Source organism: Stieleria mannarensis (assembly GCF_014154935.1).
In the GTDB taxonomy this organism is placed as follows: Bacteria; Planctomycetota; Planctomycetia; order Pirellulales; family Pirellulaceae; genus Stieleria; species Stieleria mannarensis.
In genome coordinates this window covers 61552-84673 of record NZ_JACEHH010000014.1, presented here as the reverse complement: position 1 = coordinate 84673, position 23122 = coordinate 61552, and the positions used below count along the sequence as shown (strand labels likewise).

The window sequence follows — 23122 nt, the reverse complement described above, 5'->3', positions numbered from 1 at the left end:
AACCCACCGATGGATGCAAACGGGCACCGCACATTTGCTGGACCCATCTCGCACGCCCTTCGTCGGTCCTCTCGGTTCCTCCATGGCCCAGCCTTCCCAAAACGCCGAACACGTTTTACAGCCCCATCGCCGAATTCTGGAATTGGATTCCCTGCGGGCGCTAGCGGCAATCAACTTGCTGCTGTTCCATTTCACGCACGTGTACAGCGTCAAATTCGGCTACACGTCGCCGCTGGGTTTCGAATGGCCCTACGGAGCGTACGGTGTCGAACTGTTCTTTATCCTGTCCGGCTTCGTCAACAGCATGTCGCTCTTGCGACGCGGCAAACCGGTCGACTTCGTCGCTGCACGGCTGATCCGCATCCTGCCGATCTTCCTGATGGTGATCGTTGCCAACGTGTGGATCATGAGCTTCGCGCCGCTTGATCAGATCGGCATCACGACGGCTCAGTTTGCGGCCAACCTGACGCTGCTGCCGCGGATCTTTGGCCAGGAATGCCTGGACCCGGTGATGTGGACGTTGCAAGTCGAGATGATGTTCTACTTCACGCTGGTCGCGCTGTATCGGTCCGGCGGTCTGCGACGTTACTTCCTGGGCTGGGGACCGCTGTTGGTTTTGTCATACTTCGTCTGTCCGGCGCTCGACGCGGCCGAAGCGACCGCGGCGGGCAGCTGGTGGTTTTCGATCGCGACGGCCGTGCGTCGATTGATGCTGCTGGACTTCGTTCCCTTATTCGCGATGGGATTCCTGCTGTACATGATCAAGACGAAATCGGGACGGATGTGGCAGAATGTGCTGGGCATCGCGATCGCCGCGTTCGTCTTTCACAGCATCGATCATGGCAAACACAACCCGGCGGCGACGGCATTGATCCTGGGGCTGGTGACCGCCTGTGCGTACGGCAAGGTGCCGCTGCTACGGTTCCGCCCGCTGATATTTGTCAGCACGATTTCGTATGCACTGTACCTGTGCCACAACAACTTGGGATGCGTGCTGATCCACCGCTTGGACCACAGCGGCTATCCGCCGATGGTGTGTTTTGCGTTGGCGGTCGTGTTCGCGTTTTGCCTGGCAACGCTGGTCACCACGCGGATTGAAGGCCCGATCACGACGTGGTTGCGAACCCGCTGGGAAGGCTACCGCAGCGGCGAAGAGACGAGTCCCGCGGTGGCCCCGCAGTAACCAAGTACGACGGCCCTTCCGGGCGGTCGCTCGTCGCTGCTTCGCAGCGACGGGGGAATCGCCTAAAGGCTAAACACCAACGTCACTGGTCACCCAATGCGGCGGCGAGCTGTTCGTAGGTGCGGCCGGCATCCATCTTGCTGCCACGATTGTCCAGCGCGATCTGGTACAGGTGCTGGCCGCAGGTGGTCGGGTAGTCCCCGGTCACGCAGGCTCGGCACAGGTGTTCGGCCGGCAGATCGATGGCCCGCGCCAACGCTTCGACCGGCAGGTACCGCAGCGAGTCGGCGCCCAAGTCATCGGCGAGACGTTGCTGGGCTTCGTCGGACAATTCACCCTCGACGCCGAAGTACTTGGGGCCGATCAATTGATCAATCGTGCTCATGTCGATCCCATAGAAACACGGCGCGACGATGGGCGGGCAAGCCACGCGGACGTGGATTTCTTTAGCGCCGCCGACTTCGCGAATCCGGTCCAACAACACGTTCATCGTGGTGCTGCGGACGATCGAATCCTCTACCAAGATGACGCGTTTGCCTTCCATCACTTCCCGCAGCGGCGTGTACTTCGTCGCGGCTTTCACCTTCCGCGCCCGACCGCCTTCGATAAAGGTTCGGCCGGCGTATCGGTTTCGGATCAGACCTTCACGACACGGGATGGACAACTTGTACGCCATCGCATCAGCGGCGGCTTTGCTGGTGTCCGGCACGGGGACGATGATCGTGTCGGGATCATCCAGCGGGACGCGGCCGAGTTCGCGTTCGGCGACGGCAAGCTCTTCCCCCAATCGTGTCCGGCTTAGATAAACACTGCGGTCATCCAACGTGCTGGCCACGTTGGCGAAATAGATCCATTCAAAAAAGCAGTGGGCCGGTTCTTTGGTCTCGGCAAACTGCTCGATTCGGAATCCGGTCTCGGGGTTGACGATCAACGCATGCCCGGGCGGCAGCGATTTGATTTGATCGGTTTCAAAGCCCAGATTCAACAGCGCGACGCTTTCGCTGGCCGCGGCAAACAGGGGGCCTTCTTGGACGTAACACATCGGTTTGATGCCCAACGGATCGCGTGCGACGATCATCTCGCCTTCGGCCGTCAACAACGCCAACGAGTAGGCGCCGTCGAAATCGCCGGCGACCTGACGCAAGACGTCAATCCATTCGATCCGCTCGGTCGAATGGCTGAGCACGCGTCCGATCTCGTGCAAAATGATCTCGGTGTCGGTGTCCAGTGTCAGGTGATGATCGCCGTCGGCCAACAAGCGTTCTTTCAACAGGCCGTAATTGGCCAGTTGACCGTTGAAACAGAAACTGAACCACTTTCGTTTGTGGATGTGGTCGCGTTCGAAGGGCTGGGCGTAACTGCGATCATCTTGGCCGCAGGTGGCATAGCGGACGTGCCCGATCGCCGCACGTCCGGCCAAGCCTCGCATCAACGATTCGCATTTGGCGCGGTGATTCAGCCGAAACACTTCGGTGACGGTGCCGACGTCTTTCCGCGTGTGCAGCAATCGGGGCCGATCGGGGTCGTAGGTCGACATCCCGGCGGCCAACTGGCCTCGGTTTTGGATGTCCAGCAACATCCGCGGCAGCAGGCGAGAGATCTGGCGGGGCCCCTCGTCGGTGCACATCGGGCTGCGTCCGCGGCCGGAAAGGTGGTAAATCGCCGCGACACCGCATTCGTGATGCAACTCGCTCATGCCGGGGTTTGCTCGTCAAACGTTCTGGGGGAGGGGCGTTGGGATCAAAGCGACGGAAGTGCCGATCACCGAAAGTCTGTCTCTATTGTCCAAATGCAGACCGATTTGTCGAACCGCCCTGTCGCGGGGAGGATCCGATTTTAAAAAATTTGACCTGCTTTGCCCGATCACTCGTCTTTTGCCGGATAGGCGATTGACCGGTCGCAAGTTATTGTGGTCACCGCCCCGCCCGCCGGCGACAGCTCGCAGGCGTGTTTTTTTGTGTTCCCCTCGTATTTTCGACTCTCTCCTCGCCGCTTGTTGCCGTTGTGTCTGAATCGGATTCCAGCCGTCTCCGCCACAGCGCGATCGAGGGAGCCCGTTGCGTCGTCGTCAAGGTCGGCACGCGCGTCCTGACCGACGCTCAAGGCAAATTGGACCGCGGGCGCATCGAGTCGCTGGCGGCCGGTTTGTGCCAGATCGCCGAGACGGGGCGTCAGACCGTGATGGTCAGCAGCGGTGCCGTCGGGGCCGGGATGGGCAAACTGGGCCTGGACCAACGCCCGACCGATCTGTCCACGTTGCAAGCGGTCGCCGCGGTGGGCCAAGCCGATCTGATCCAGGCCTATGAACGCGCCCTGGCCGCCCGCGGCCGGCACGCCGCACAAGTCCTGCTGACCCGCAACGACCTCCGCCGCCGCGACGGGTACCTGCACGTGCGAAACGCGTTGGCCAGCATTCATGAACTCGGCGCCGTCGCGATCGTCAACGAAAACGACTCCGTCGCCGTCGCGGAATTGATGACGACCTTCGGCGACAACGATCGACTGGCCGCCCAAGTCGCCGGCCTGTTGGATCAAGCCCTGCTGGTCATCCTGTCCGACGTCGATGGCCTTTACGACGGCCCCCCCGACGCCCCGGACAGCCAACGGATCGACCTGGTCAAATCGCTCGATGGTGACATCCTCGGCCTCGCCCAGGATCACCGCAGCACGCTCAGCAAGGGCGGCATGTCCAGTAAATTATCCGCCGCAAAACTGGCAACGTCTCATGGACACTCGGTGATCATCGGTCCCGGGCGCGAAGACGCGGTGCTAGAAAGAATTCTCCGCGGCGATCCCGTCGGCACCCTGTTCCTGCCCACCGAAAGGTCGCTGCGGGGGCGACGGCGTTGGATCAGCGGCTCGGCCGAGGTCGAAGGCGAGTTGATCGTCGATGCCGGGGCGGCGAAGGCCTTGCGAGAAAACGGCCGCAGCCTGCTGGCAATCGGAATCCAAGCGGTCCAAGGCAACTTCGCCGCCGGCGCCGTGGTGGCGATCAAGGACCAACACGGCAACGAGGTCGCACGGGGTTTGTGCAATTATCCCTCCAAGGAAGTCGAGCGGATCAAGGGCAAGATCAGCGAAATGATCACCGGCATCCTGGGGCATCGGCCGTACGATTCGGTCGTCCATCGCGACAACATGACGCTGCGGATCTGAATAGGACTCCGCGAAGGTTGGCTCAACGCGGTCGGGCGGCGTTTAGGAATTCGCCCTCCCTGGAAGAGGCCGTGCGGTTTTTGGGAATTCACCCTCCTGGCAGGAGGGTCGAGCGCAGCGAGGGGAGGAGCGAACGGTGAATTGCCGAACAAACTTTCGTCCTCCGGTCGCATCGAATCGCGGATCAACCCTCCCCGCGTCGTCCTAGACTCCTCCGCGACCCTCCCAGGGGACGTTGGTGTCTACACAAGTCAGCTCGCAAATGAGGACATGGCTCCCCTCTCCCTAAAACAGATCGCGCCAAAGACTTGGGTCACGGATTAAAGATGACCGCGATCTGTTTTGGGGAGAAGGGAGCCATGGTACGTTGTGTCGACACCAATACCCCGAGGGAGGGTAAATTTCCAGAAACCGCACGACCTCGAACCGGAATCGCCGTCCATCGACCCGGTAACAACGGCAGCGTGTTTCCGCTTGGTTTGACAGACCCAACCCTTGCCGGCGAATGATTCCGCCGCGCCCTTTCTGTCTCCAGGTGCCGCCATGTCCCGTTTGACCCGAAACACGCTGTTTTCTCCGCTGTTGATCTTGCTGGGCATGATCGCCCTGCCCGCCACCACCCTCTGGGCCGATTCATCCGGCTACCAGCAAACACTCAAAAGCACCGCGTGGGTGATCACCAGCAACGCCGAAAACGAAACCTCCGCCGGGACCGGTGTCTACGTCGACGCCGACAAAAAGCTGCTGTTGACCAACGCCCACGTGATCGGCGAAAGCCGCAAAGCCGTGGTGTTTTTTCCGACCCAATCGGGCGGCAAGCTGGCCGTTCGCCGAAAATTCTACCTCGACAACATCCTGAAACTGGGCATCCAAGGCGACGTCGTCGCGGTCGACCGCAAACGCGATCTGGCTCTGATCCAGTTGCCCCGCGTGCCGGCCGGGATCGAGGCGATCGCGATGGCCGACGACAGCACCACTCCGGGTGCCAAAGTCGCTCTGGTGGGCAACCCCGGTGACAGCGCGATCCTGTGGGTGTACACCGCCGGCACCGTCCGATCGGTGTACCAAAAGAAATTCAAATCCACCCACGGCGAACACGACTTCATGGCGTTGGAAACGCAAAGTCCGATCAAGCCGGGCGACAGCGGCGGCCCGATCGTCGATGAAGCCGGCAAGCTGGTCGGATTGGCTCAGTCGTTTTCTCCGCAAAGCCCCTTGGTCAGCTTCTGCGTCGACATCACCGAGATCCGCCAAATGCTGCTCAGCCCCTGGAAGAGTGCCCCGCTGCCGGCCAAGGTCCTGCTGGACGAGGCCGGGATCGAGTACAGCCGACATTCCAGCGGCCACTACCAGATCGACCGCACCGTCGGATCAACCACTCAAGCCGTGTTCGTGGCCAAGAACACCGAGTACCACGGCCGAGCCGACATTCGCCGCATCTGGTCGACGGTCCAGACGACCGATCAGGCTCCCGATGAAACGCTGTTGATGCGTCTGATGCGTCAAAACGCAGCGACAAAACTGGGCGCGTGGGCGGTCGAAAAAACCGCCTCCGGCTACGTTGTCTTCTACGTCGCCAAACTCGACGCCACCGCCAGCGACGAAACCTTCGAGAGCACCATCGACTACGTCGCCCGTCTGGCCGCCGCGATGCAACAAGACCTCAAACCGAAACAAAACCAACAAACCGCCCAAGCGACCCTGCAAGCCTGGTTGGCGGAGTGAGGGGTCAAGTTGGGAGTTGGGAGTTGGGAGTTGGGAGTTGAGAGGTTTGCGGTGAGCTCCTAGAGACCGGCGCAATGTCCGCCGGTTTCCCAGGGCTTGGTAATTCAATCAGCCGTATGGTGCGGGCCCTGGTACAGCTTCTTGGTGTTCCAGTCCCGAACACGCGATACCAGAGGATTCATGACGTTTTAAACCACTCGATGCAATCGTTGCGGAAACGGACGTAGCCGACGGCGATGGTCAGTAAACAAAAAATGGCGATCGACAGCGGATGGGCGCCTGCGTCCAACAGACGCGGGGTGTCCAGAAAGGGACCGCCGGACAGCCAAGCGAGCGCCAGGTAGCTGCCGTTGGCCAGCAGACAGAAATCCGCCACCAGCCACGCGGGCCGACGGCGGATCAAGGCCGCCAGGGCCAACGGGATCAGCACGCCCAGGACCGGACCGCACCACAAGGTGACTCGCGGATGTGGATCCGGGGCGTGCACGCTGTAGGGCATCCGCCACGGTGCCAAGTCCACGTCGACAAGCTTCGCGCCCACGACCCAGCCGCCGATCACATGCCCCAGTTCGTGGGTGAACGTCATCACGACCCACGACAGGATCAACAGTGCAACGAACAGGACGCTACGACGACCAACCGATCGCTGCGATGCGGGATCAGCCAACGGTTACTTGCCGTACTTGTCAATCAACATCGCCAAGAACCGCTCGGAGCGCTCGTGCACGTCACTGGTTGTCGACAGGATCAGGACATGATCGATCGCCATCGCAGTGGAATTACCGCCGAGGGTTTCCCAAGTGTCCGGAACGACGGTCGCGGTCAGGACTTTGATCACATCGTTTGACTTCGCGGCCAGGTTGGCCGGCAGCACATACATTTCGACAATCAAGTTGTCTTCTGCCGCTTCGACGGTCGTGATCTGCATCACTTCGTCCTTGATCATGTACGTCAAATCCAGATCACGCAGCATCAATCGCAACGCCGACCGCAGCGAGACGTTCGTCAATCCGATCGTGGTTCCGACGTCGGCATCAAGACCGATTTCTTCCAACGCCCGGCGGTCGATGACGATCGGGATATCATGTTGAGCGGAGAGCGTTTGCATGGCTTCGGCAAGCGGCGTTTCGATGAACTGGATCGTGGTCTGGTCGTCCAGCGCTGCGTTGATTCGCTGCTCGGCCGCATTGTGCATGACCAGCTTGGGCGTCCGCGGCTTGCGGCCTTCGGCGAGCACCTTCTTGGCTTGCTGAACCACAGCATTTTGAGCGTTTTGGGTCGGTGTCACTTTCGGTGGCTTGGCCGGTCGCCGCACCGGCTGGGGTGCAAACGGATCAGCCGACGTCCCCGAAGACGGAGCGAATGGATCGGCGGTCTGCGACCACGCGATCGGACCGGACAGGACAAACAACAACGCCGCCAACGTCGCCGGAAAAACACGCATTCAAACACCTGGAATTGGAGAGGAGAGACAGGAGGGGGTGACCTACCCCAGAGCGGATCGTCGCATGATGTCAACCGCATTGCAAGTGTTTTTCCCCCGGTCGGTCGACTGTTCTTCCTTCTTCACCAAAACGCCGCGCGACGATGTTCCAATCGCCGACTCCCTAACGGTCTGCCGCAGCTTCGTTTTCGATTTGGCTGAACAGTCGCCGTCCTCTCCGAGGTCGGCGCGGGGCATAGCTTCACATTTTCGCGCACGCCGAGTTCGGAGAACACGGCGACATTCGCAACGCATCGTTTTTGAATCCGGTCGGTTCAACTCACACGAGCACAAACGCAACTTCCGTTGAATCAACAATCCGTTGGCGATTTCCGTTACGCTTGCATTGTTCGATCCGACGATTCACCCGAAAGCGTGTCGTGTTGCCAAACGAGAGTCCCGTTACGTGAGCCAAGACGTACTGCTGCGAGCCGTCGACCTGACCCGCCGAATCGCCGGGCGAACGCTGTTGGACCATGTGGCGTTGGAGTTGGACGCCGGGATGCGACTCGGGTTGGTCGGACCGACCGGCAGCGGAAAATCGTTGCTGTTGCGAAGTTTGGCAATGCTGGAACCGATCGATTCGGGGCAGTTGTTTTGGCGGAACGCGGTGGTCTCCAGCGACCAAGCGACGGGTTACCGCAGCCAAGTCGTCTACGTCCATCAGCGGGCGGCCGGATTCGAAGGGTCGGTAGAATCGATCTTGCAGCAACCGTTTCAATTGAAGGTCCATCGCGGTCACTCCTTCGATCGCGGCTGGATCATCGAACAACTGGCAACGGTCTCGCGCGAGGCGAGGTTCTTGGACCAGCCCCACGAACAACTCTCCGGAGGAGAATCGCAGATCGTCGCCCTGTTGCGCGCGATCCAACTGTCGCCGTCGGTCCTGTTGCTGGACGAACCCACGTCGGCGCTCGATCGGCAATCGGCCCGCCACGTCGAATCGATCGTGATGCGTTGGTACGAGGAAAAACCAGATGCTCGGGCATTCATTTGGGTGTCGCACGATCCCAGTCAAGCCGATCGCGTTTGTGATTCGCTGATCACGATGGACGCCGGCCAAATCCAACGTTTGCAACAACACACTTCGTGAAGTGACACGGCAAATGGCGCCCTACATCGAACTGACGAACTGGCAAGTCGCTCTGGCCGCGTTGTTGATCGTCATCAACGGAGTCGTCTCGGTCGTGCTGCGGCTGCGATTGGAAAAGACCCTGGCGATCGCGAGTGTCCGCACCGTGGTCCAACTGGCTTTGGTCGGTGCGGTCTTGTCCTGGGTCTTTCGCGTCGATCGCTGGTACGTGGTGATCGCGATCGCGGCGGTGATGACACTGGTCGCCGGATTGTCCGCCGCCGATCGCAGCAAACGCAAGTTCCCCGGGATCCGCCTGATCGCCATCACGTCGGTTTGGGCCTGCGCATGGATGCTGACCGGATACGTGCTGTTGTTCGTGTTTCGGGACTTGCCCAAGTGGTACGAACCGCAATACGCGATCCCGCTGTTGGGCATGGTGCTGGGCAACACGCTCAACGGGATCTCGGTCGGGCTGAGCACGCTGACCGAAACATTGGTTCGATCGCGTGGGCAAGTGGAGACATTAATCGCACTGGGGGCGACGCGTTGGGAAGCGGCGGGGGAACCGATCCGTGAAGCGGTGCGGACGGGGATGATCCCGATCGTCAACTCGATGATGGTCGTCGGCGTGGTCAGTTTGCCGGGGATGATGACCGGCCAAGTGATCTCGGGCATGGACCCGGTCCAGGCGGTCCGCTACCAGATCGTGATCATGTTTCTGATCGCCGGCGCGACGGCCCTGGGCACCGTGTCGGTCGTGTTGTTGTCGGTCCGGCGGCTATTCGACGCGAACCATCGGTTCAAGTTCGAGATCATTCGAAACGCTGATGCCAAATGAGTGACTCTGCCAGGAATCCGAGTTTTGAAACGACGCGGTGGAGCGTGGTCATTTCCACCGGAAAGGACGATTCCAGATCAGCGCGGGATGCGATGGAGCATCTCTGTCAACAATACTGGTTCCCATTGTTCGCCTTCATTCGACGTCGAGGCTATGACGAATCCGATGCGGAGGACTTGGTGCAGGCGTTTTTTGCACGCGTCGTGGAAAAAAACGTCTTTGCGATAGCCGATCGTAGCCGCGGGCGATTTCGCACGTTTTTGTTGACCTCGCTGGAAAACTTTATGGCCAACGAAAAAGCGAAGGCGAGCGCACTGCGCCGTGGGGGCGGAAAAAGCATCGTCAGCTTGGATCGAACGGACGCCCATGGGAAACCGATGAATGTGATCGCCACCGACAGCTTGCCTCAGGACGAGTTCAACCGCCAATGGGCGATCACCGTTCTCAACGAGGTCTTGGAATCCGTCCGGCAGCGATACCAGCAAGAGGGAAACGCGGCGTTGTTTGACGCCCTGTCCCCCTACTTATCAATCGCAGGCGATCGCAAGCCGTACGCCCAAGTCGCCGATTCGTTGGGGATGTCTCCGTCTCACGTCAAAGTCGCCGTGCACCGATTGCGTAGGCGGTATCGCAAGCAATTGGAACTCGAGATCGCGTCAACGGTTGAATCGCCTGAACAAGTCGAGGACGAGATCCGGCAATTGTTCCAGGCACTGGGAGGCTGAACGCGTTCGAGAGATGTTTTTTCCGTTTTTCTTGTAACCCCCGGGACTCTTTCCGTTACCCCATCCTTGTCACCACGATTCGTACCGGAAAGAACAATGAATTTGCCCGACCGATGCCCCCACTGCAACACTCCGCTTGCCCCGACGACGGGCCAACCGATGTGCCCGGTTTGCTTGTTGCGCGGCGTTCTGCAGCGGTCCGACTCGGAACACGACGATCCGTTTCTGTCTGAAACACGTTCGGTTTCGAGTGACAGAAGTTTCGACTCGATGCGATCGATCGGCGCGAGCACGGCGCTCGCGGATCTGCCGCCGGGCACACAATTCGGGGATTACCGGATCGTGCGCCGACTCGGCCATGGCGGGATGGGCGTTGTGTACGAAGCAGAACAAATGACGACCTCTCGGCGGGTCGCGCTGAAGGTTTTGGCCCAGTCGCTCGATCAGGGCGAAGCCAGGGCAAGGTTTATGCGTGAAGGCCGCTTGGCCGCCGCGATCAATCATCCCAACAGCGTGTACGTCTATGGCACGGAAGAAATCGATGGCGTGCCGACGATCTCGATGGAATTGGTCGACGGCGGGACCCTTGCCCAGCGTGTCAAGCAGGCCGGTCCGATGTCGATCCGCGACGCCGTCGACGCGGTGATCCAAATCATCGATGGGCTGGAAGCCGCCGACGAGCGCGGCGTCCTGCACCGTGACGTCAAGCCCTCCAACTGCTTCATCACGTCCGACGGCGCGGTCAAGATCGGCGATTTCGGTTTGTCCATTTCGACCGCCGGGGACCATCTCAAGACGATGTCGGAGGTGACGATCGAAGGGACGTTCTTGGGAACACCCGCCTTTGCGTCACCGGAACAGCTTCGTGGTGAACCGCTCGATCGACGCAGCGACATCTATTCTGTCGGCATCACGTTGTATTATTTGCTGACCGGTAAGGTCCCCTTCGACGCCGACAACATGATCCACTTGTTGGCGACGGTGCTCGACAAACCCGCTCCCGCCGCGGCGACGTTTCGCAGCGACATCCCCGATGAATTGGATGCTGTGATCCTGCGGTGCTTGCAGAAACCCGCCGGCCAGCGATTCGACAGCTACGAATCGCTTCGTCAAGCACTCCGTCCCTTCAGTTCCCGCTCTCCCGTCGCAGCTTCATTGGGCGATCGGACGTTGGCCGGAATCGTCGACACTGCAATCTGTTTCGTCGTGCTGATGCCCGTCAGTTTTTTCAGTCAGTATCGAGCCGACATGGCGTCGGACTTTGGGGCGACACGCAGTCTGGGAACGATCTTGTTGCAATGGGCCGTGGTGGCCGCGACGATCGCATATTACGCGTTTGCCGAATGGAAGTACGGGTACACAATCGGCAAAAGAATATTCGGTCTTCGTGTCACCAGTGGGGACAACCGCCCCACATTGTCACAAACCATCGGTCGAGCATTTCTGTACCTCGGTGTCCCCGTATTGCCGTCGACGGTATTTAATTTGGTGAACCTGGGGCGAGACCCCACGGACTTCTCATTCGGTCCTTCGGTCATTTTGGCGATGATCGTGGGCTGGTGCTATTTCGCATTGAAATTCGGCTTGTTCGTGACGGCGCGAGCGAATAACGGTTATGCCGCGATTCATGACCGGATCACTTCGACGCGTGTCCTGGAAATCACCGCCGAACCGCATCGGCGACTCGCCGAGCTAGACAACGACGCGTTCGATTCTGAATCGGATTCGGAAAAGGTTGGCCCCTACATTCGACTGCGAACGCGGTTCGAGAGGGACGGCGAACAGCTGGTGCTCGGCTACGATGCCAAACTATTGCGTCGAGTTTGGTTGCATCTGCAACCGGTCGGCACGCCAAGGGTCCCACTAGAGAGGCGGGATTCGACGAGCCGTGAGACACTTCGTTGGCTCGGTGGGCGACGAAGCGAGACGGAGTGCTGGGATTGCTATGAAGCTCCGCCCGGACGTCCCTTGATCAGACGGCTGACGTCCATCAGCGGTGCACACGCGATCCGGCTCATGCGACGTCTGATCGATTTGTCAGTCGATTCGGGCGAAAACATTTCCGGTGGTGAAAAAGATTCGATACGCTTCCGACTGGAACGCTGGTGGGCCACCGACCGGGATGATCTTAAATGGTTGCCGTTTGATTTCGTCGATGACAACGCGGACGTCGGCGCAGCAGACGGGGATGAAGCAACGGCCAATCCACCATCGGAAAATCCATCGCTTTCAATGGTCCGTCGCGCCGCGTCGTTTGCGTTGCGGGAAGAACTCGCGCCGACGAATCACAGTCAATCGTGGTCGCTCGAACAACGTGATGCGATGACCCAAGTCTCAGTAGCCCAAAGTCCTGCCGAAGCGATGCAGATCCTTCACGGCGTGGACATCGATCGAGCGATCAAATTGCGGGCTCGCGTTCTTGCCATGGTGGCCGTCTCACTCAGCATTCCCCTGCTGACCGTGTTGTTCGGGCTGTTCGCAGCGTTCCTGTACGAGATTCAGAAACAGCGGTATCCGGAAGTCGACCAACTTCACGAAGTCGTCCAGGTCCTGCGACGTGAGGAGGAACGATTGACCGCCGAGCGAGTCGATCGTTTGGTGGCGGTGCAGCGTTACGTCGCGGGAAACTTCGAACAGGTGTTCGACGACAAGGACGTGATGAATTCGATCTACGCCACGGTGCGGCTTTCAATCGCAGATCGAATTGCGCTTCGCCAGGCGATCGATGCCCAGCAGCCCACGGCAGAGGAACTGCGTGTCGCAACCGCGCGGTATGACGGCTTGCGGCAAAACTGGATCGAGAACCCGGGGAATCGGGTCGAAATCCAATTTTCGTTTTGGACGCCACTTGGGCCGGCCTACACGTGGCTGGAATTCATCTGGCTGCCGAGTCTATTGACCGGTTTGCTGTTTCGGGGCGGATTGTTGATGCGGCTGTTCGGTCTGGTGCTGGTCAACCGTCGTGGGAAGCGGGCGTCAGGGCTGCGCGTTTTCATCCGCATGTTGATCGGCGGGATTCCCGTGCTGGTGATCGTCGTCTTCGGCACACCGCTGGTGATCAGCAAAACGTACGGGGGCTATTGGAGTCAATCGTTTCTGCTGTCCGCTGTTGTCGCTGGTCTTTGTCTGGTCGCCGTAACGATGGTCGTTGTCCCGTTTGTTCGCGGCAACCAATGCTTCAGCGATCGTTTTTCAGGGACCTATTTTATGGTCAGATAGGCCGGGCAAACCGGTACAATGCTTCGTCATCCTGCCAGCCTGACCGACGTAACACGCATCCGGTTCACCAACGAAATGCCGTCCATCAATCCCGATCGATTCAATCACTTGCCATTTCGATTCACCAGATTCGCCTCTGTTTTTTTTGTCATTGCAGTGGTCAGCGCCTGCATGAAAACGGTTGCGGCCGAGCCGATCCTGACCGACGACCGCCTGCAGTTGACTCTGTTCGCTGAAGATCCCCAGATCGTGACTCCGATCGGAATGGCGATCGACGACCGCTATTTCAAGGGCGACGAGGTGGAAGCGTATCAGGCACTGCCAACATCACTGATGCCCGATGGATTGGAGCAATTGATGTCGGTCGACGAGTTTCGCGACTTGATCGCCTATTTGGTGACACTGGATGATTGAGAAGGGAACAAACAAACGTGGGCTGATTTGATGACGAAACGAACCCGTTGAGCATCTTGGACGATTTTTGGGATACCGCTACCATCAAAGGATGACAAGCTGTGTGACATGTTCGAAATCTGGCTGGCTCCGCAATCAACGCCATAGAGAGACGCGCGGTGCATCAATCACGCCGTGACTGTTCCCTCGCGAGTTTCCTCCGCTGGTCGAGATACTTCTTGTTGGCTTGTTCATAGGCATCGGCGCGGGAGTAGATCCGAAAGGCGATGAAGATGCCGAAACCGATGAACAGGACACCGAACAGGGGAAAGATGCGAACCACGCCCGGCGCACCGACGCGGGCCCCCGCACTGGTGATGCCGGTCGCCATGATCGTCCAAAACAGACCGAACGCGGCAATCATGATGCCACCGACAACCGCTCCGCTCTTGGTCGGCAGACTCTGCTGGCCGTGTTTGCCGGTCACCATGTGGGACAACCGCTCTCGCTGCCAGCGGTCATCCAAATCCTTGATCTCGCTGGAGGATTTCATCTCCGCCACGTCGCGGGCGATTCTTTCAGTCGTTTCCTTCAGCTCGTTCAAGACCGACGTCGAGTAGCTGTTGCCGACGTGTTCAACCGCCAGCTTCGCCTGGCAGAACCCGCAGGTCGCGAAACGAGCCTTCGCCGGAACGTCCAACGGAGCGCCGCAGTGATTGCAATTGAGCGAGATGACTTTCATGGAGCATTCATATGAGATTGGTGTCGAAACATTCTACGAAATCCCGCCTGACAGTGTGTCGTTAGAGTCGCCGTGTTCTCCGAACTCGGCGCCTCGAAAAGCGAAGCTTCGCCCGGAGCCGACCTCGGAGAGGACGGCGACTGTGCGAACGTAGCTACCTTCGCCAGAAGGTGGATCCCGACGCTTTCCACGCTCTGGCGAGCGTAGCTACGTCACCCCCACGGTGACATGGATTTAGCGCCCCGCCGGGCGGACGATCGTTTTTCCGCCGCCGGCGGCCCAGGTGTCGGTGCCGGCGACGTGCACCCGAATCGCGATCAACCCGCTGCGTTGATCGTCCAGATTGATGACAAACGTCTTGGGCTGGCCGGCCGAAATGGGTTCGGCCGCTCGGGCCAGCGTGATTTCATTCGGATCCGGTTTGGGCCGGCCGGGCTGTGTCTTGCGAGTTTCCCCCAGCGGATGATCAAGCATCACTACGCACTCACCGTCGATCGGACTGGTCACGGTGACTTTGATCGGAGCACCGAAATCAAAGCCCGTCGCCGTTTCGATTTTCACCGCCGCCGGTGGGTGCAGTTTCAACATCGGGTCACCCAGCAAACCGTACAGCGCCGCGTGCTCGCTGCGTTCATCGGCAAGTTTCGTCCCTGCCGGGCTGACCAAGGTTGCGACGGCATCGACCATCATCCGCAATTGTCCTTTCTCGGTCGATTCGTCTTCGGATTCCAGCCGCCGGATCGACGACAACCATGCGGTCCCCAAGCGATCGGCCGGAGCTTCATCGGCGCCCTGTCCGTAAATGGAATCGATCAACCCCAGTGTCAAAGACGCGTTGCCGTAGGGCATTGTCACTCGATTTCCGGCGATCACCGCAATCGGGCCACATTCGTGCAACAGCAAACGTTCGGCAAAACTGTCAACGCCCGCGTCGATGGCCCCGGTGAAACAACACAGCAACACGGCGATCGGGGCGTTGGCCGGATCACATTTCAGATTGCTGATCGTATCACCATCCAGCACCGGCACGCCGGTCGGACCGCGTGGGACACTGTCCAGCCGATCGACCATCCCGTGACCGGCGTAAACCCAGAACCGACAGCCCTGGGTGTAACGTTCGGAAACCGACTCGGTGAATCGTTTGCTGGGGTAAAACAGATGGCCGGGGCTGCCGTAGGCGACACTGGTGCGGACGGACATCGGCAACGAGGCGGTCACCATCATCCGCGTGACCGATTCGATCGCAGAATCGGCCAGCATCCCGAACCCGCCGACTCCGCCGACCAGTTGAACACGCTCGCGCCACAGCGAAAAATTGCGGCTGGTTTCATACGCTTTGATCCGCCGAATCAGGTCACGCAATTGGTCCGCCGAATCGACCGGCAATCGCCCGACCGCCAGATCGGATCGCCCGTCCGAATCGATGTCGCTGTAGGGATAATCGGTCGCCATCGTCGGCGTGCTGCCGAATTTCGCGGTGACGGTTGTGGCCAAGTAGTGCATCGGCACCTGCGTGCGGGTGTCGGCCGCCGCACCGATCACCGGGGCGTCGCCGACCAGCAATAAGAATCGGTCCGATGGGAGGGCATTTTTTCGAATCGCAGTCGACAGCTCACCAGCCGTGGCGGAGGAATCGATCACGCGAACCGCGATGCCTTGCTTGCGGCGATAGTCGATCCAGTCCCCAAGAGTCGCGCGAAACTCGCTCGGGCAAACCACCAACGCCGTCGGTTGGGGAACGTTCACGGCCGGGGCGTTTTCCTCCGCCGTGGCAGGGATGATCGTCATGCAGGCGGCGACAATTGACAGGAACAAACGCAATGCCATGGTAGAACTGCCCGGGGGCATGATCATCGCCAGGTAGCGCAGTCCCCGTGCCTTCCACGCACTGGTGAGTGTCGCTACCTTCATGTCGGTCATGATCGCGCCGGCTGATTGAACGGTTCGTTGCATTAAGGGTCCTGCCATTCCTTCCGAAACGCGGGTGGGCTAGGCTTCCAGCCTGTCAAATCAGCGCGGTTCGACTACGACAGGCTGGAAGCCTATCCCACGAGCTCGCCGATTCCCTATCTCAACCGATTCACCTGGAAAACGCCAGTCCAATGTCTGTCCCGCCAGCCTCCGATGTCGCCCCGGCCTATCGCGACAAACCCCGCTTGGCGATCACCGTCGGTGACGCTGCCGGGGTCGGACCCGAATTAGCGTTGGTCTGTGCGGCAGACGAATCGGTCCTCCGCCGTTGCCAACCCATTCTAGTCGGTCCGGCCGCGATCCTGCGCAAGGCCGCCGCATCGCTCGGTCTGGCAATTCCCCCGACGACCACGATCGCTCGGCCTGCGGGACCAAATCAGCCGCCGGCGGGTTTGATCGATTGTGGTGACGTCGCGTTGGACACCTTCACCCCCGGCAAGTTCTCGGCCGCGACCGGCCAAGCCTCATTTTCGGCGGTCGACTTGGCGATCGCCGAAACGATATCGGGAAACTTCGACGCCATCGTGACCGGCCCGATTCAGAAAGAAGCCTGGCACGCTGCCGGCACGGGGTACTTGGGACACACCGAATTGTTGGCCGATCGGACGCAGACCAGGGACTTTTGCATGATGCTTTCCGGCCAAGCCTGCTCGACCGTGCTGGCGACCATCCACGTGCCGCTTGCCGATGTGATCGCGTCGCTCTCGGTCGACCAAATCGCGCGTGCGATCCGGTTGGGCGGATCGGCGATGGAGAAACGATTCGGCCGACCGCCACGGATCACCGTACTGGGGTTGAATCCACACGCCGGTGAAAACGGATTGCTCAGCCATGGCGAAGAAGAAAACTTGATCCGCCCGGCGATGGACCTGATCGAGCAGGAATGCGAAGCGGAAAACCGCGATTGGCATCTGGTCGGTCCCGTTCCTCCCGACACCGCATTCACACCGGCGATGCGTGACCAAACCGACGTGCACATCTGCATGTATCATGATCAGGGGCTGATTCCGCTGAAGGCACTTTCGTTCGACGATGCAGTCAACATCACCCTCGGGTTGCCGATCGTTCGCACCAGCGTCGACCACGGAACGGCGATGGATCTCGCCTGGAAAGGGACGGCCAGTGCCAATAGCATGCGTTCGGCGATCGACCGCGCGATCGAGTTGTGTCGGTAGTGCGGTTGATTCGCGACGTTAACCTTCGTTGTGATTGCTGAATTGACAGGCTGGAAGCCTATCCCACAATCAAAATCCGACAGGCTGGAAGCCTATCCCACATTTGAAGCATCGTAGGAACCGTTGACTGCAGAGACATCGATCAGCGAATCGCCGTCGCGCGACCGCCGTTCCGTTTGGATCACGGGGGTGGAGATCATTGCGCTGTTGGCGTTGTTTTTCGTCTATGCCGCGGACCCTCCGCCGGCGGTCAACGAAGCGCATTATTTGGTCAAGGCAAAGAACTTTTGGGACCCCACGTTCTGCTCGCAGGATCTGTTTGCGTCCTCGGGAAAGGCTCACACGACGTTTTACTGGACGTTCGGTGCGCTGACCCAAGTCGTCTCGCTGGAAGCGACCGCATGGGTCGGGCGTTTGATCGGCTGGTCGATGCTGGCGATCGGCTTGGTCCGGTGTTGCCGCAGCCTGTCGTTGCCCGCGTTTTCATCACTGGGCGTCGCGACGCTGTGGCTGGTCGGGATCGAACACGGGAACTTGGCCGGCGAATGGGTGGTCGGCGGGATTGAAGCCAAAGTGCCGGCCTATGCGATGGTGTTGATGGGCATTGCGGAGATCGCCCGTCGAAATTGGTCGCGCGGCTGGATCTGGTTCGGCGGGGCATCGGCGTTTCATGTGTTGACCGGTGGCTGGGCGGTGGTCGCCGGGGCCATCGCCTTTGGCGTGACCGAAAAGTGGTTCCGCAGCCCCGATCAGCCACCGGCACGGTTTTTCAGCGTCGGGCTATTCATCGGCGGCGCGCTCGCCTTGTTCGGTTTGCTGCCGGCGATCCAATTAACGCTGGGGGCGACGGCGGAAGAGAGCGTGCTGGCGGCCAAGATCTACAGCTACATGAGAATCCGGCATCATTTGCTGCCCGGTGATTTTCCGCTTCACTGGTTCGTTCGACATGGGGTGTTGGCCGGTGCGTTGGTGATGTTGGTGTGGCGTGGCCGACCGACAGCCAACGAGCGGCGGGTGATTTGGATCGGTGCGGGAGCGTTGATGATCGCCGGATGCGGACTGATCGTCGGCGCACTGCCCGCGGTGATGCCCGATCTGGCGGCCAAACTGCTGCGTTACTATTGGTTCCGGCTCAGCGATGCGATCGTCCCCCTGGTGTTGGCACTGTGGTTGATGCGGCTGGTCGTGACAACGCAACCCGCCGGACGTGCCGGCGTCGGTCGCGTCCTGGCGACTGTGACGCTGCTGGCCGCCGCCGGCATGTTCATTCATTCGGCGACGCAGCGAAACCGGATCGGCGTCCCGCCTTCGACCAGCCACCGTCTGTTGGGCGTTGCGTTGGATGCCGATGCCGAACAACAGCAGCGCTCGCACCGCGACTGGGTGGCGGTCTGTGATTGGGTGCGCATCGCGATGCCCCCTGAAGAGATCTTTTTGACGCCGCGACACCAACAAACCTTCAAATGGTATTCGTCGCGCGCCGAGGTTGCCAATTGGAAAGACGTGCCCCAAGACGCAACGTCGTTGCTGCGATGGCAGAAGCGGTTTGATGACATCTTTCCCAAACGGATGGGCGTCGTGTCATTCAATTCGATGCGGGTCCCGATCCGTTACTCGCGGCTGCGGGAGTACCGCGAACGTTACGGTGTGCGTTTCATGATCGTTGACAATCGCATCGCGACCAAACGCGTGCCGCTTGTCAAAGTCTATCCGGCCGCCGGACAGCAGAACGAAACCTACAGCGTCTACGAACTGCCCTACGACTAGCGGGCGGCCGGCCCATTTTTAGACGTCGCCCCTCCCGCGCGATCGCGATCGGGTATGCTGTGTGCCGTCACCGATGACGTTCCCGTCAGAGCCCGGTCACGCTGACGATTGCAATCCATCGATCAAGTCTTTTAGGAGTTCGCCGTGTGCGCGAAAGGTCCATTACAGTTCATGCCGACCGTGTTGTTGCTGGCCCTGTTTGTCGGATGCAATCAATCGACGACACAAACGCCCGCCGAAATCGAACCGACGCGACTGGAGGAGATCACGACGGGCGACGATTCGGTGGTTTCCGATGTCAGTACCGATGAAGCGAATGAGTTTGCCGTGCGGTGGCAGCAAGCGATTGAGCAAAACGATGCCGCCACGGCCCGAGAAATGATCGATTGGAAAGCGATTTTTGATCGCGCGTTGGTCGGATTCGATGTGGACCCCCGCTTTCGATCCGGGTTTCATCAGGGCGCATCGCAAGCGGTAAAAAATCTGGTCGGCGTGATCCACCAGGGAATTCAACAGAGTGGATCGTACCGCTTGGTCCACACGGTTCAGCGAGGTCAATCGCAGCACGTTGTGATGCGATTGCTGACCAGCGATGGCGGTACCAATTACCACGACATTCAATTGACACGCAAGGACGGCAAGGTCGTCGGCGATCACCTGTTTATCGCGATGACGGGGGAGTCCTTTGGCGATTCACTGCGGACCAACGTCGCCGCGGTGATTCAAAGCCAGAACTCGGTGCTCGCCCGGTTATCGGGAACGGCGAAGACCGAAATGGATAACCTGAACAAGCAACAAGAGATGTCGACCGCGGTCCAGCAGGGGAACTACCCGCGGGCGTTAGAAATTTACGAAGCGCTGCCCGCCAAGACGAAACAGATGAAGTTGCCGATGCTGTTTCGCGTGATGTCGCTGGCCGAAGGGGATTATGACGCGTATGTCGAAGCGATCAATGAATACTCCCAGCGGTTTCCCAACGATGCCTGTTTGGGACTGATCACGTTGGACGCGGCGGGCATCAACCAAGACGAGGCGTTGTTGATGAAGTCGTACGATTCGATCCAAAAATGGACCGGCGGCGATCCCTACCTGACAACGCTTGTGGCCGGCGTGCGGGCGACGTTCGGGGCGGCCGAACAAGCGGCCGAGATGCTGGAGACCGTTGACGTCGACGCATTGGAGCTTGCCGGTGCTCACGATTTCGCCTTGACCGTCTCCCTGGCCCGCGACGATCACCAATCGACGCTGCATCATTTGACGGCGCTCCGTGATCAATACGGCTATGAATTCACCGACCTGACGACGGTCGAAGATTTTAAAAGCTTTGCCGCCTCACCGGTCTATCAACAGTGGCTGGCGGGATCGCAGTGATCGTGCGGTTGCCAAGTGGGACAGCACCAGCCCTGGTTATCCTCATCACCGCAAAGACCGGCTAGACGTCTACCGCCGACTCGTTTCGGGTAGCGGAACTCGCCAAGAGTTTCGCACTGGCGCTCGTTTCGGGTAGCGGAACTCGCCAAGAGTTTCGCACTGGCGCTCGTTTCGGGTAGCGGAACTCGCCAAGAGTTTCGCACTGACGCTCGTTTCGGGTAGCGGAACTCGCCAGGAGTTTCGCACTGACGCGGCGACGCCGCTGGGGGAGCCGAAAGCCTTGGCGGCTTCCGCTACGAGACGAGTCCGCAATTGCAGTGGCGTTAGACTCCCAGACGCCTAACCCACCCGCCCCTCCCCTCGCTGGCAGGAAGGGTGAAGTCCTTAACTTGGTGCCGATGCCCCTCGCTCACGCGTCGGGCTGGCATTGCTAGAGGCTTGTGGTGTCGGCAAGCAACGTGATGATCTTGCCGGCCAAGCGGTTCACGCTGCCTTTGCCGTCGGGATGCAATCGTGAGCTGAGGAAGATGAAGATCAGGTCCTTTTCCGGGTCAATCCAAAGCACCGTTCCGGTGAACCCGCCGTGCCCGAACGCCTGGTCGGACAACGCCGTGCCGCGGTTGCTGGAATACGGTGATTGGTGGTCCCAGCCCAAGGTCCGTGTTCCGCGGGGAGATTCTTGAGGGACATTGTGGGGCGCGGTCATGCGCCGAAAGGTCGCTTGCCCGATAACGGTCGAGTTTCCCTTGGCCGCGGCCAACAGATTCTGGCCATAGAGCACCAAATCTTTTACGGTCGAAAACAGTCCCGCATGCCCGGCGACACCGCCCAGACGAGACGCCCGCGGATCGTGCACGTCCCCTTTCAGCCAACCGTCGGCCTGCTTTTCGGTCGGTGCGGCGCGAGGTTTCAGTTCTTCCGGCGGGTTGAACATCGTCTCGTGCATCCCCATTGGCTGGAAGATTTCTTCCTTGGCAAACACGTCCAACGGCTTGCCGCTGACCGCTTCGACCAGTTTACCCAGCACGATGAACCCGACGTCGCTATAGGCGAACTTCGTTCCCGGGTCCGAACGCAGTTTCAAGTCACAGATCCGCCGCCACGCGGTCTGCGCACCGTCTTGATAATCCGACAACGCATTGTCCGGCGTCAAACCACTGACGTGCAACAGGCACTGTTTGACGGTGATCGTTTCCTTTTGGTGCCCGGTAAACTCGGGCAGGTATTTGGAAACCAGCGCGTCCAGATCGATCTGGCCACGCTGGGCCAATAACGCGATGGAGGTTGCCGTCGCCACCGGTTTGGTGATCGACGCGAGGTCAAACACGGTGTCGGTCGTCATCGGCAATTCGACCGGTTCGACCTGACGGTTCCCGAACGTCTCGAGATACCGAATCTGTTTCCCATCGGCGAGACAAACCACCGCACCGGGAAGGTCGCCGTCCTTGATCGCGGCATCGATCCACCGAGTGATCTGAGCATGATGCTCCAGCGGTGGTGCCGTGTCGTCGGCAGGGGCGACCGAGGGCGCGAGCAACACGCAGACAAACAACAGCCAGTAATCAAGACGTATCACAAGGCATCCATGGGGCAGGGGGAAAGTAACAATCCGACGTCAAGCCGACCAATTTAGTCCAACCGCCCACCCATCACCATCATCCAGCCCTCCCATCATCCCGCTCTCTCTCCGCCTCTATCGTTTTGCCCCCATCGTCTTGCCCCCGTCCATCATTCTGCCCCGTATCATTCTGCCCCGTATCATTCTGCCTCCTCTCCATCCGCCCCCTTACGCCGACGGATCCCCCGCCACGCCCCCGGCCTCCTTCCACTGTTCAATCCACTGCCGCACACGCCCGGCGAAGTCAGCGGCGGACGTCCCGACGATTCGCAAATCAATCCTGCCGTCCCCGCTCTCCGCCTGTTCCAACACCGCATCGATTTGTTGCAACGCTTCAGCGAGCCGCTGTAGAATGGCCGCCTGGTCGGCATCGGAAACCGGCTCGGTCACCAATTGCAAACGGCTGACGGGCGGATCCTCCGATGGGCGCGGTTGCCGCAATCGAACCAGCCGTCCGTTTTGGGCTTTCAAACGGCAGGCATCGAAAAACACTCGCCGCAGTCGACCCGACTCATCAAATTGGAACACCGGATCTTGATTCCAGTACAGGCTCAACTGACCACGCGAGCGGAATCCGATCACGACTTCGGCGTCACCCACCGACAACCGGCCACGCACGGTCATGGCGGTGCCGTCGCGGAGTAGGTCTTCACGGTCTTCGGTTTGCTTTGCCATCAGGAG

18 protein-coding genes are annotated in these 23122 nt (G+C 59.9%); 11 read left to right on the top strand and 7 right to left on the bottom strand.

Annotated features, from left to right (window positions below; translation table 11 throughout):
• The first annotated feature begins 82 nt into the window (after positions 1 to 82).
• Positions 83 to 1183, top strand: a complete 1101-nt coding sequence (locus H1B37_RS11555; protein ID WP_286177642.1) for an acyltransferase family protein — start codon at positions 83 to 85, stop codon at positions 1181 to 1183.
• A gap of 82 nt (positions 1184 to 1265) precedes the next feature.
• Here H1B37_RS11555 and H1B37_RS11550 read toward each other — a convergent pair whose 3' ends face one another.
• Positions 1266 to 2879 (bottom strand): amidophosphoribosyltransferase, encoded by a 1614-nt coding sequence (locus H1B37_RS11550; RefSeq protein ID WP_182866811.1) that lies wholly within the window; start codon positions 2877 to 2879, stop codon positions 1266 to 1268.
• A 308-nt stretch (positions 2880 to 3187) separates the two neighbouring features.
• Between H1B37_RS11550 and proB the strand changes: the two genes are divergently transcribed.
• The gene (proB, locus tag H1B37_RS11545) at positions 3188 to 4339 is read left to right on the top strand and encodes a glutamate 5-kinase (RefSeq protein ID WP_182866810.1); all 1152 of its coding nucleotides are present in this window, start codon (positions 3188 to 3190) and stop codon (positions 4337 to 4339) included.
• A gap of 543 nt (positions 4340 to 4882) precedes the next feature.
• The gene (locus H1B37_RS11540; RefSeq protein ID WP_182866809.1) at positions 4883 to 6064 is read left to right on the top strand and encodes a S1 family peptidase; all 1182 of its coding nucleotides are present in this window, start codon (positions 4883 to 4885) and stop codon (positions 6062 to 6064) included.
• Between the two features lie 178 nt (positions 6065 to 6242).
• Here H1B37_RS11540 and H1B37_RS11535 read toward each other — a convergent pair whose 3' ends face one another.
• Together H1B37_RS11535 and H1B37_RS11530 are read right to left on the bottom strand one after the other, a co-directional pair.
• A complete protein-coding gene (locus tag H1B37_RS11535) occupies positions 6243 to 6650 on the bottom strand; it encodes a hypothetical protein (RefSeq protein ID WP_182866892.1) in 408 nt (135 codons plus the stop codon).
• Positions 6651 to 6734: 84 nt separating this feature from the next.
• Complete coding sequence (locus H1B37_RS11530) at positions 6735 to 7508, bottom strand: hypothetical protein (protein WP_182866808.1); 774 nt, start codon at positions 7506 to 7508, stop codon at positions 6735 to 6737.
• Positions 7509 to 7953: 445 nt separating this feature from the next.
• Here H1B37_RS11530 and H1B37_RS11525 point away from each other — a divergent pair, with 445 nt between their 5' ends.
• The 5 genes from H1B37_RS11525 (at position 7954) to H1B37_RS11505 (ending at position 13818) form a co-directional block, all read left to right on the top strand.
• A complete protein-coding gene (locus H1B37_RS11525) occupies positions 7954 to 8640 on the top strand; it encodes an ABC transporter ATP-binding protein (RefSeq protein WP_182866807.1) in 687 nt (228 codons plus the stop codon).
• A gap of 13 nt (positions 8641 to 8653) precedes the next feature.
• The gene (locus H1B37_RS11520; protein ID WP_182866806.1) at positions 8654 to 9460 is read left to right on the top strand and encodes an ABC transporter permease; all 807 of its coding nucleotides are present in this window, start codon (positions 8654 to 8656) and stop codon (positions 9458 to 9460) included.
• The gene (locus tag H1B37_RS11515; protein WP_182866805.1) at positions 9457 to 10185 is read left to right on the top strand and encodes an RNA polymerase sigma factor; all 729 of its coding nucleotides are present in this window, start codon (positions 9457 to 9459) and stop codon (positions 10183 to 10185) included. Before H1B37_RS11520 ends, H1B37_RS11515 begins: the two co-directional genes overlap by 4 nt.
• A 96-nt stretch (positions 10186 to 10281) precedes the next feature.
• Complete coding sequence (locus H1B37_RS11510) at positions 10282 to 13404, top strand: protein kinase domain-containing protein (RefSeq protein ID WP_182866804.1); 3123 nt, start codon at positions 10282 to 10284, stop codon at positions 13402 to 13404.
• A gap of 18 nt (positions 13405 to 13422) precedes the next feature.
• Positions 13423 to 13818 carry a hypothetical protein gene (locus H1B37_RS11505; RefSeq protein WP_182866803.1) on the top strand — a complete coding sequence of 132 codons (396 nt, stop codon included), beginning with the start codon at positions 13423 to 13425 and terminating at the stop codon, positions 13816 to 13818.
• 163 nt (positions 13819 to 13981) lie between these two features.
• Here H1B37_RS11505 and H1B37_RS11500 read toward each other — a convergent pair whose 3' ends face one another.
• Together H1B37_RS11500 and H1B37_RS11495 are read right to left on the bottom strand one after the other, a co-directional pair.
• Positions 13982 to 14539: a hypothetical protein gene (locus tag H1B37_RS11500; protein WP_182866802.1), complete on the bottom strand. Its 558-nt coding sequence runs from the start codon at positions 14537 to 14539 to the stop codon at positions 13982 to 13984.
• 234 nt (positions 14540 to 14773) lie between these two features.
• Positions 14774 to 16492 (bottom strand): C25 family cysteine peptidase, encoded by a 1719-nt coding sequence (locus H1B37_RS11495; RefSeq protein WP_182866801.1) that lies wholly within the window; start codon positions 16490 to 16492, stop codon positions 14774 to 14776.
• A gap of 149 nt (positions 16493 to 16641) precedes the next feature.
• Between H1B37_RS11495 and pdxA the strand changes: the two genes are divergently transcribed.
• From pdxA to H1B37_RS11480, 3 genes are all read left to right on the top strand, one after another.
• Complete coding sequence (pdxA, locus tag H1B37_RS11490; RefSeq protein ID WP_182866800.1) at positions 16642 to 17685, top strand: 4-hydroxythreonine-4-phosphate dehydrogenase PdxA; 1044 nt, start codon at positions 16642 to 16644, stop codon at positions 17683 to 17685.
• Between the two features lie 123 nt (positions 17686 to 17808).
• Complete coding sequence (locus tag H1B37_RS11485) at positions 17809 to 19452, top strand: DUF6798 domain-containing protein (protein ID WP_286177640.1); 1644 nt, start codon at positions 17809 to 17811, stop codon at positions 19450 to 19452.
• A 171-nt stretch (positions 19453 to 19623) separates the two neighbouring features.
• Positions 19624 to 20823 carry a hypothetical protein gene (locus H1B37_RS11480; protein WP_182866799.1) on the top strand — a complete coding sequence of 400 codons (1200 nt, stop codon included), beginning with the start codon at positions 19624 to 19626 and terminating at the stop codon, positions 20821 to 20823.
• A gap of 430 nt (positions 20824 to 21253) precedes the next feature.
• Here H1B37_RS11480 and H1B37_RS11475 read toward each other — a convergent pair whose 3' ends face one another.
• Positions 21254 to 22399, bottom strand: coding sequence for a serine hydrolase domain-containing protein (locus H1B37_RS11475; RefSeq protein WP_353620820.1), 1146 nt, complete (start codon positions 22397 to 22399; stop codon positions 21254 to 21256).
• Between the two features lie 210 nt (positions 22400 to 22609).
• Positions 22610 to 23116 (bottom strand): hypothetical protein, encoded by a 507-nt coding sequence (locus H1B37_RS11470; protein ID WP_182866798.1) that lies wholly within the window; start codon positions 23114 to 23116, stop codon positions 22610 to 22612.
• Between the last annotated feature and the right edge of the window lie 6 nt (positions 23117 to 23122).

Excerpts from the sequence above, each read along its gene's own strand:
- H1B37_RS11555 (WP_286177642.1), top strand. The coding sequence starts at position 83 with ATGGCCCAGCCTTCCCAAAACGCCGAACACGTTTTACAGCCCCATCGC.
- H1B37_RS11550 (WP_182866811.1), bottom strand. The coding sequence starts at position 2,879 with ATGAGCGAGTTGCATCACGAATGCGGTGTCGCGGCGATTTACCACCTT.
- H1B37_RS11540 (WP_182866809.1), top strand. The coding sequence starts at position 4,883 with ATGTCCCGTTTGACCCGAAACACGCTGTTTTCTCCGCTGTTGATCTTG.
- H1B37_RS11535 (WP_182866892.1), bottom strand. The coding sequence starts at position 6,650 with ATGACGTTCACCCACGAACTGGGGCATGTGATCGGCGGCTGGGTCGTG.
- H1B37_RS11530 (WP_182866808.1), bottom strand. The coding sequence starts at position 7,508 with ATGCGTGTTTTTCCGGCGACGTTGGCGGCGTTGTTGTTTGTCCTGTCC.
- H1B37_RS11520 (WP_182866806.1), top strand. The coding sequence starts at position 8,654 with ATGGCGCCCTACATCGAACTGACGAACTGGCAAGTCGCTCTGGCCGCG.
- H1B37_RS11515 (WP_182866805.1), top strand. The coding sequence starts at position 9,457 with ATGAGTGACTCTGCCAGGAATCCGAGTTTTGAAACGACGCGGTGGAGC.
- H1B37_RS11510 (WP_182866804.1), top strand. The coding sequence starts at position 10,282 with ATGAATTTGCCCGACCGATGCCCCCACTGCAACACTCCGCTTGCCCCG.
- H1B37_RS11505 (WP_182866803.1), top strand. The coding sequence starts at position 13,423 with ATGCTTCGTCATCCTGCCAGCCTGACCGACGTAACACGCATCCGGTTC.
- H1B37_RS11500 (WP_182866802.1), bottom strand. The coding sequence starts at position 14,539 with ATGAAAGTCATCTCGCTCAATTGCAATCACTGCGGCGCTCCGTTGGAC.
- H1B37_RS11495 (WP_182866801.1), bottom strand. The coding sequence starts at position 16,492 with ATGCAACGAACCGTTCAATCAGCCGGCGCGATCATGACCGACATGAAG.
- pdxA (WP_182866800.1), top strand. The coding sequence starts at position 16,642 with ATGTCTGTCCCGCCAGCCTCCGATGTCGCCCCGGCCTATCGCGACAAA.
- H1B37_RS11480 (WP_182866799.1), top strand. The coding sequence starts at position 19,624 with ATGCCGACCGTGTTGTTGCTGGCCCTGTTTGTCGGATGCAATCAATCG.
- H1B37_RS11470 (WP_182866798.1), bottom strand. The coding sequence starts at position 23,116 with ATGGCAAAGCAAACCGAAGACCGTGAAGACCTACTCCGCGACGGCACC.